Annotated in this window: 6 protein-coding genes; all 6 read left to right on the forward strand. The window is 70.0% G+C overall.

From position 1 onward, the window contains the following. The first annotated feature begins 3 nt into the window (after positions 1-3). Complete coding sequence (locus AB8Z36_RS22785) at positions 4-1,065, forward strand: substrate-binding domain-containing protein (protein WP_369215219.1); 1,062 nt, start codon at positions 4-6, stop codon at positions 1,063-1,065. A 183-nt stretch (positions 1,066-1,248) separates the two neighbouring features. Continuing rightward, entirely contained in the window at positions 1,249-2,049 is an 801-nt protein-coding gene (locus AB8Z36_RS22790) for an ATP-binding cassette domain-containing protein (protein ID WP_369215215.1), read from the forward strand. Next, complete coding sequence (locus tag AB8Z36_RS22795) at positions 2,046-3,350, forward strand: sugar ABC transporter permease (RefSeq protein ID WP_369215216.1); 1,305 nt, start codon at positions 2,046-2,048, stop codon at positions 3,348-3,350. The genes AB8Z36_RS22790 and AB8Z36_RS22795 overlap by 4 nt, the downstream gene beginning before the upstream one ends. Before the next feature lie 250 nt (positions 3,351-3,600). Next, complete coding sequence (dxs, locus tag AB8Z36_RS22800; protein WP_369215217.1) at positions 3,601-5,529, forward strand: 1-deoxy-D-xylulose-5-phosphate synthase; 1,929 nt, start codon at positions 3,601-3,603, stop codon at positions 5,527-5,529. A 114-nt stretch (positions 5,530-5,643) separates the two neighbouring features. After that, entirely contained in the window at positions 5,644-7,149 is a 1,506-nt protein-coding gene (locus tag AB8Z36_RS22805) for an amino acid permease (protein WP_369215218.1), read from the forward strand. Between the two features lie 124 nt (positions 7,150-7,273). Beyond that, positions 7,274-7,765 (forward strand): ArnT family glycosyltransferase (locus AB8Z36_RS22810; RefSeq protein ID WP_369215220.1); only part of this gene is annotated, 492 nt, incomplete at its 3' end.

The raw sequence follows: 7,765 nt of genomic DNA on the forward strand, positions 1-7,765 counted from the left end.
ACCATGAACCGGAGATTCAGCCATGTGCTGCTCGTCGCCGCCGTGGTCCCCGTGAGCCCCGTCGCGGCGACGGCGGCGGGGGGGGGGGGGGGGGGGGGGGGGGGCCCCGAGAACAAGACCACGCGCTACGAGACCTTCGACCGCCCCATCATGGAAGCGAAGATCAAGCAGCTCTGCTCGGACTGCGAGGTCAAGTACAACAACGCGGCTCAGGACATCGAGACGCAGAAGAAGCAGTTCGAGGCGCTGGTCACGCAGGGCGTCAAGGTGATCATCCTCGACTCCGTCGACTACAAGTCGACCAAGTCGTGGGTCAAGCAGGCCGAGAAGCAGGGCGTCAAGGTCGTGGCGTACGACCGTCTCGCCGAGGGCCCCCTCGCCGCGTACGTGAGCTACGACAACGAGAAGATCGGCCGCCTCCAGGGCGGGGCGATGGTCAAGGCGCTCGGTTCGGACGCCAAGAAGGCCAACGTCGTCATGATCAACGGCTCGCCGACCGACCCGAACGCCCCCTTCTTCAAGAAGGGCGCCCACACGGTGCTCGACAAGGCCGTCAAGAAGATCGCCTACGAGCAGGACATCCCGGACTGGTCGCCGGACGAGGCGAACCGCAAGATGTCCTCCGCGATCGACAAGCTCGGCAAGGACGGCATCCAGGGCGTCTACGCCGCCAACGACGGTATGGCGGGCGGCGTGATCACCGCCCTCAAGCAGCGCGGCATCAAGGTTCCGGTCGGCGGCCAGGACGCCGAGCTCGCGGGCGTCCAGCGCCTGCTGAGCGGCGACCAGGACTACACGATCTACAAGGAGATCAAGCCGGAGGCGGAGACCACCGCCGAGATCGCGGTGAACCTGCTCAAGGGCAAGAGCATCGACTCGATCGTGGACCGCAAGGTCGACTCCCTCAGCGGCGACTTCAAGGGCATCCCGGCCAAGCTGTACGACGCCCAGGCGATCACCAAGGACGAGGTCGCCGACACGATCGTCAAGGACAAGGTCTACAAGGTCAGCGAGATCTGCACCGCCCAGTACAAGAAGGCGTGCGACGCCGCGGGCATCAAGTAGCCCGCAGGCCATCGGTACCGGTCCGGTGCCCGCCCCGAACACACCGCCCCGCAGACGGGGGGCGGGCGCCGGACTCCCCTCTCGTACAGCCCCTGTTCAGCACAGCCCTTGTTCGGTACAGCTCTCGCTGTACGGCACAGCTCCTGCTGCACCACCATCCCCGCCGGTCAGGCGGCGAAGGAGATGATTCACGTGTCCGCTACGCCCGTGCTGGCGTTGCGCGGGGTCTCCAAGCGGTTCGGCGCCGTCCAGGCGCTCACGGACGTTGACCTCGAAATCCGTACCGGTGAGGTGGTCGCCCTCGTCGGCGACAACGGCGCCGGAAAGTCCACGCTCGTCAAGACGATCTCGGGCGTCCACCCGATCGACGACGGCGCGATCGAGTGGGAGGGCAGGCCGGTCCGCATCGGACGGCCGCACGACGCCCAGAACCTCGGCGTGGCCACCGTCTACCAGGACCTCGCCCTCTGCGACAACCTCGACGTCGTCGCCAACCTCTTCCTCGGCAGCGAGCTGAAGAGCGCCTCCGTCCTCGACGAGATCAAGATGGAGAAGCGGGCCAGGGAACTCCTGGACACCCTCTCCATCCGCATCCCCAGCGTCCGCATCCCCGTCGCGGCGCTCTCCGGCGGTCAGCGCCAGGTCGTGGCGATCGCCCGCGCGCTGGTCGGCGACCCCAAGGTCGTCATCCTCGACGAGCCCACCGCGGCCCTCGGCGTCGAGCAGACCGCACAGGTCCTCGACCTGGTGGAGCGGCTGCGCGAGCGCGGCCACGGAGTGATCCTCATCAGCCACAACATGGCCGACGTGAAGGCCGTCGCGGACAAGGTCGCCGTGCTGCGGCTCGGCCGCAACAACGGGACCTTCTCCGTCGCGGACACCAGCAACGAAGAGATCATCGCCGCCATCACCGGCGCCACGGACAACGCCGTGACCCGCCGCAAGGCGCGCACGGCCACGGCACCGAAGGAGGACGCGAAGTGAGCGACCTCGCCAAGACCCCCGTCAGCAAGGACTCCGGGCCCCAGACCGACGCCCCCGCGTCGGCCGCGCCCGTCCCGGCCGTCGACCCGCGCCTGCTCGTCCGCGAGGAGGGCCTCGCCGGCTACCTGACCGAGTTCAAGCGGAAGCTGCGCGGCGGTGAGCTCGGCTCGCTGCCCGTCGTCATCGGGCTGATCGTCATCGCGATCATCTTCCAGATGAAGAACGACCACTTCCTGGACGCGAGCAGCCTCGCGAACATCGCGGTCTTCACCTCCGGCCTCGGCATCATGGCCGTCGGCATCGTCTTCGTCCTGCTGCTCGGCGAGATCGACCTCTCGGTCGGCTCGGTGGCCGGTATGGGCGCGGCCGTCTGGGCCGTGCTGAGCGTCACCCACGGTCTGAACGACTGGCTCGCGGTGCTCATCGCCATCGCGTCCGGTCTGGTCATCGGCGCCATCCACGGGTTCTTCTTCGCCAAGATCGGCGTGCCCGCCTTCGTGGTCACCCTGGCCGGGTTCCTCGGCTGGAGCGGTCTGCAGATCTGGCTCATGGGCGGCGAGGGGAGCATCAACACTCCCGAGGGCAGCGTCGTCGAGGACCTGACCGGCCACTTCTTCGCCGAGAAGGGCGCCGCGTACGGCCTGGCCGCCGTCGCGATCATCGCGTACGCCGGGTCCCTGCTGCTCGACAGCAAGCGCCGCAAGTCCGCCGCGCTGCCGTCGCGGCCGGTCAGCGAGATCATCCTGCGCACGGTCGTCGTCGCCGTCCTCGCGCTCGGTGCCGCCTACGAGCTGAACGAGCCGCAGGGCGCCCGCGGCCTGCCGCTGGCCCTGGTGCTCTTCCTGGCCGTCCTGGTGATCGCCGACTTCGTCGCGCGGCGCACCACCTTCGGCCGTCAGGTCTTCGCGGTCGGCGGCAACGCGGAAGCGGCGCGGCGTGCCGGTATCAACGTCGACCGCATCCGGATCACCGTCTTCGCGATCTCCGGCATGCTCGCCGCCTTCGGCGGTCTCTTCATCGCCAGCCTCTCCGGCGGCGCGACGAAGAGCCTGGGCGGCGGAAACACGCTGATGATGGTCATCGCCGCCGCCGTCATCGGTGGCACCAGCCTCTTCGGCGGGCGCGGCAAGGTGTGGTCCGCGCTGCTCGGCATGCTGGTCATCCAGTCCATCCAGCAGGGGCTCAACCTGCTCGGTATGGCGAGTGAGATTCAGTACATGATCACCGGTGCGGTTCTCCTCGCGGCGGTCGTCATCGACTCCATCTCGCGGCGTACGCAGAAGTCCGCGGGCCGGGCCTAGCCTTTCGCGGCGCGGCGGTTCTCCGGCCGCCGGTCCGTCGGGGCTGGTCGCGCGAGTTTCCCGCGCCCCTCGGGGGCGCTCAGCCCGCGCCCTCACGACCCCGCGCGCCCCTTACGGGGTGCGCGGGGTTTCGCTCGTCCGAGTGACCGGGAACTCACCTCCCGGACGCCGGGTCGCGTAGCGGAACATTAGACTCGGGGGTCCCGGCAACGCTCGAACAGCACATCTCAGCTCTAGCAAGGAGGCACGGGTGCCGCTGCTGAACCGCATCACGGGACCGCGCGATCTGGACCGGCTCAGTCCCGAGGAGCTGACCACGCTGGCCGGAGAGATCCGCAGCTTCCTGGTCGAAGCGGTCGCCAAGACCGGTGGCCACCTCGGCCCCAACCTCGGCGTGGTCGAGCTCACCATCGCCCTGCACCGCGTCTTCGAGTCGCCCAAGGACAAGGTCCTCTTCGACACCGGCCACCAGAGCTATGTGCACAAGCTGCTCACCGGCCGCCAGGACTTCGGCAAGCTGCGCGGCAAGGGCGGCCTCTCCGGCTACCCCTCGCGCGCCGAGTCCGAGCACGACGTGATCGAGAACAGCCACGCCTCCACGGTCCTCGGCTGGGCCGACGGCTTCGCCAAGGCCAACCAGGTGCGCCGCAAGGACGACCACGTGGTCGCCGTCATCGGTGACGGCGCGCTCACCGGCGGCATGGCCTGGGAGGCGCTGAACAACATCGCCGCCGCCAAGGACCGCCCCCTGGTGATCGTCGTCAACGACAACGAGCGGTCGTACGCGCCCACGATCGGCGGCCTGGCCAACCACCTCGCCACCCTGCGCACCACCGACGGCTACGAGCGGTTCCTGGCCCGCGGCAAGGACATCCTGGAGCGCACCCCGGTCGTCGGCAGGCCGCTGTACGAAACGCTGCACGGCGCCAAGAAGGGCCTGAAGGACTTCATCGCCCCGCAGGGCATGTTCGAGGACCTCGGCCTGAAGTACGTCGGCCCGATCGACGGCCACGACATCGAGGCCCTGGAGTCCGCCCTGACGCGCGCCAAGCGCTTCGGCGGCCCGGTCATCGTGCACTGCCTCACCGAGAAGGGCCGGGGCTACCAGCCCGCCGAGGAGGACGAGGCCGACCACTTCCACGGCATCGGCCCCATCCACCCCGACACCGGCCTGCCCATCGCCGCCGGAGGCATGGACTGGACGTCCGTGTTCGGCGAGGAGATGGTCAAGCTCGGCCGGGAGCGGGAGGACATCGTCGCGATCACCGCGGCCATGCTCCAGCCGGTCGGCCTGAAGAAGTTCGCCGAGGAGTTCCCCGACCGGGTCTACGACGTCGGTATCGCCGAGCAGCACGCGGCCGTCTCGGCGGCGGGCCTCGCCTCCGGCGGCCTGCACCCCGTCTTCGCCGTCTACGCGACCTTCCTCAACCGCGCCTTCGACCAGCTCCTGATGGACGTGGCCCTGCACAAGTGCGGTGTCACCTTCGTCCTGGACCGCGCGGGCGTCACCGGCACCGACGGCGCCTCGCACAACGGCATGTGGGACATGTCGATCCTCCAGTGCGTGCCGACCCTGCGGATCGCCGCCCCGCGCGACGCCGACCAGGTCCGCCTCCAGCTCCGCGAGGCCGTCGAGGTCGACGACGCCCCGACCGTCGTGCGCTATTCCAAGGGCGCGGTCGGCCCGGCGGTCAAGGCCGTCGGCACGGTCGGCGCGATGGACGTGCTCCGCGAGGCGGGCAGCGACCGTCCCGATGTGCTCCTGGTCTCCGTGGGCGCGCTGGCCCCGATGTGCCTGGAGATCGCGGGGCTGCTCGACAAGCAGGGCATCACCACGACCGTGGTCGACCCGCGCTGGGTCAAGCCGGTCGACGAGGCGATGGCGCCGCTGGCCGACCGCCACCGCGTCGTCGTCACCGTCGAGGACAACTCCCGCGCGGGCGGCGTCGGCTCCGCGATCGCCCAGGCCCTGCGGGACGCGGGTGTGGACGTGCCGCTGCGCGACTTCGGCATCCCGCCGCGCTTCCTCGACCACGCCTCGCGCAAGGAGATCATGGCGGAGATCGGTCTGACGGCACCGGACATCGCCCGCCAGGTCACCGGCCTCGTCGCCCGGCTCGACGGCCGGTACGAGCGCTCGACCGCCGGCGTGGACTCCGTGGAGCCCGCCCGCGACTGATGTCGGCGGACACCGCCGATGGGCCGGTTCCGGCACCCTGTAAGGGTGGTGGAACCGGCCCATTCGCGTGAACGGGGTCGCGCCGGAGCGTACGGGGCAGAAGCTCTCTCGATCATGTCGGGGACGACAAGCGTGGGAGGTACGCCCGTGAGCAGCACCCTCTTCAGGACGAAGAGCGTCGAGCAGTCCATCAGGGACACCGAGGAGCCGGAGCACGCGCTCAAGAAGTCGCTGTCCGCCCTCGACCTCACGGTCTTCGGCGTCGGCGTCATCATCGGCACCGGCATCTTCGTCCTGACCGGAAAGATCGCCAAGGAGACGGCGGGCCCCTCGGTGGCCCTCGCCTTCGTGGTCGCCGGGCTGGTCTGCGCACTCGCGGCCCTGTGCTACGCCGAGTTCGCCTCGACGGTGCCCGTGGCGGGCTCCGCGTACACCTTCTCGTACGCCTCCCTCGGTGAGTTCCCCGCCTGGATCATCGGCTGGGACCTGATCCTGGAGCTCGCGCTCGGCTGTGCGGTGGTCGCGGTCGGCTGGTCGGGCTACCTCCGCTCGCTCCTGGACACCGCCGGGCTGCATCTGCCGCGGGCGCTGAGCGGCACGCACGAGGGGACGTTCGGCTTCGACCTGCTGGCCGCCCTCCTCGTCCTCGTCCTGACCGGCATCCTGGTCGCCGGGATGAAGCTCTCCTCGCGCGTCACCAACGTCATCGTCGCCGTCAAGGTCACCGTGGTGCTGCTCGTCATCATCGTCGGCGCCCTCTTCATCACCGGCTCCCACTACGACCCGTTCATCCCGCCGTCCGAGCCGAGCGAGGGCGGCGGCGGCATCACCGCGCCGCTCGTCCAGCTCATGTTCGGCTTCACGCCCTCGCACTTCGGCGTGATGGGCATCTTCACCGCCGCCGCCGTGGTGTTCTTCGCGTTCATCGGCTTCGACATCGTCGCCACCGCCGCCGAGGAGACCCGCAACCCGCAGCGCGACGTGCCGCGCGGCATCCTCGGCTCGCTGCTGATCTGCACGCTCCTGTACGTCGCCGTGTCCGTCGTCGTCACCGGCATGCAGAAATACAGCGACCTTTCCACCGACGCGCCCCTCGCCGACGCCTTCAAGGCCGTCGGGCACCCCTTCTGGGCGGGGCTCATCAGCTTCGGCGCCGCCGTCGGCCTCACCTCGGTCTGCATGATCCTGCTGCTCGGCCAGACCCGCGTCTTCTTCGCGATGAGCCGCGACGGGCTGCTGCCGAAGTCCTTCTCCAAAGTGCACCCGAAGTTCGGCACGCCCTACCGCTCGACCATCCTGCTCGGGCTGATCGTGGCGGTCGTCGCGGGCTTCACCTCCATCGACGAACTGGCCGAACTGGTCAACATCGGCACGCTCTTCGCCTTCGTCGTCGTCGCGCTCGGCGTGATCCTGCTCCGCAAGCAGCGCCCGGACCTGCCGCGCGCCTTCCGCACCCCGCTCGTGCCGTTCGTCCCCGTCCTCTCCGTGCTCGCCTCGCTGTGGCTGATGCTCAACCTGCCCGCGGAGACCTGGCTGCGGTTCGGTGTCTGGATGGTCCTCGGCGTCGTCGTCTACTTCGCCTACGGGCGCTCGCACAGCCGCCTGCACAACGCCGCGTAGCGTGCACCGCACGCCCGCCGCGGCCACCGGCCCGGCACGCGCCACCGGCACGCTTCCCGTCCGTCCGCGCTCTTTACGCCAGCGCTCCGTACGCCAGCGCTCCGCACGCCCGCGGAGCGCGCGGGTGCGCGGCGGCCGGGACGGCTACTGGGCACGGCTCCTGCCGCTGCTCGCCGTACTGGCCTGGGCGACCAGGCTGCCCTCCTTCCGGTGGCCGCTGTGGAGCCCGGACGAGGGCTATCTCGCCGTACAGGCGCGGATGCTGGCGCAGGGCGGCGCGCTCTACGAGACGGTCGTCGACCGTAAGCCGCCGCTCGTCCCCTGGCTGTACGCGGGGAACGCCACGCTCTTCGGCGACTCCTCGCTGCTCGGGCCCAAGGTGCTCGCCGTCGTCGCACAGCTCCTGACGGCGGTGCTCCTGGCCTCGCTGGCGCGGCGGCGCTGGGGGAACCGGGCGGGACGCACGGCGGGCGTGGTGTACCTGCTCATCTCGATCGGCCTCAACCCGGAGGACGCGCAGGCGGCCACCTTCGAGATCTTCATGCTGCCGTGCACGGCCGCCGCCCTGTGGTGCGCGGACCGCCGCCGGGGGGGGGCCGCGGGCGCGGCGGTGGCC

The sequence above is a fragment of the Streptomyces flavofungini genome (assembly GCF_041028215.1).
GTDB lineage: Bacteria > Actinomycetota > Actinomycetes > Streptomycetales > Streptomycetaceae > Streptomyces > Streptomyces flavofungini_B.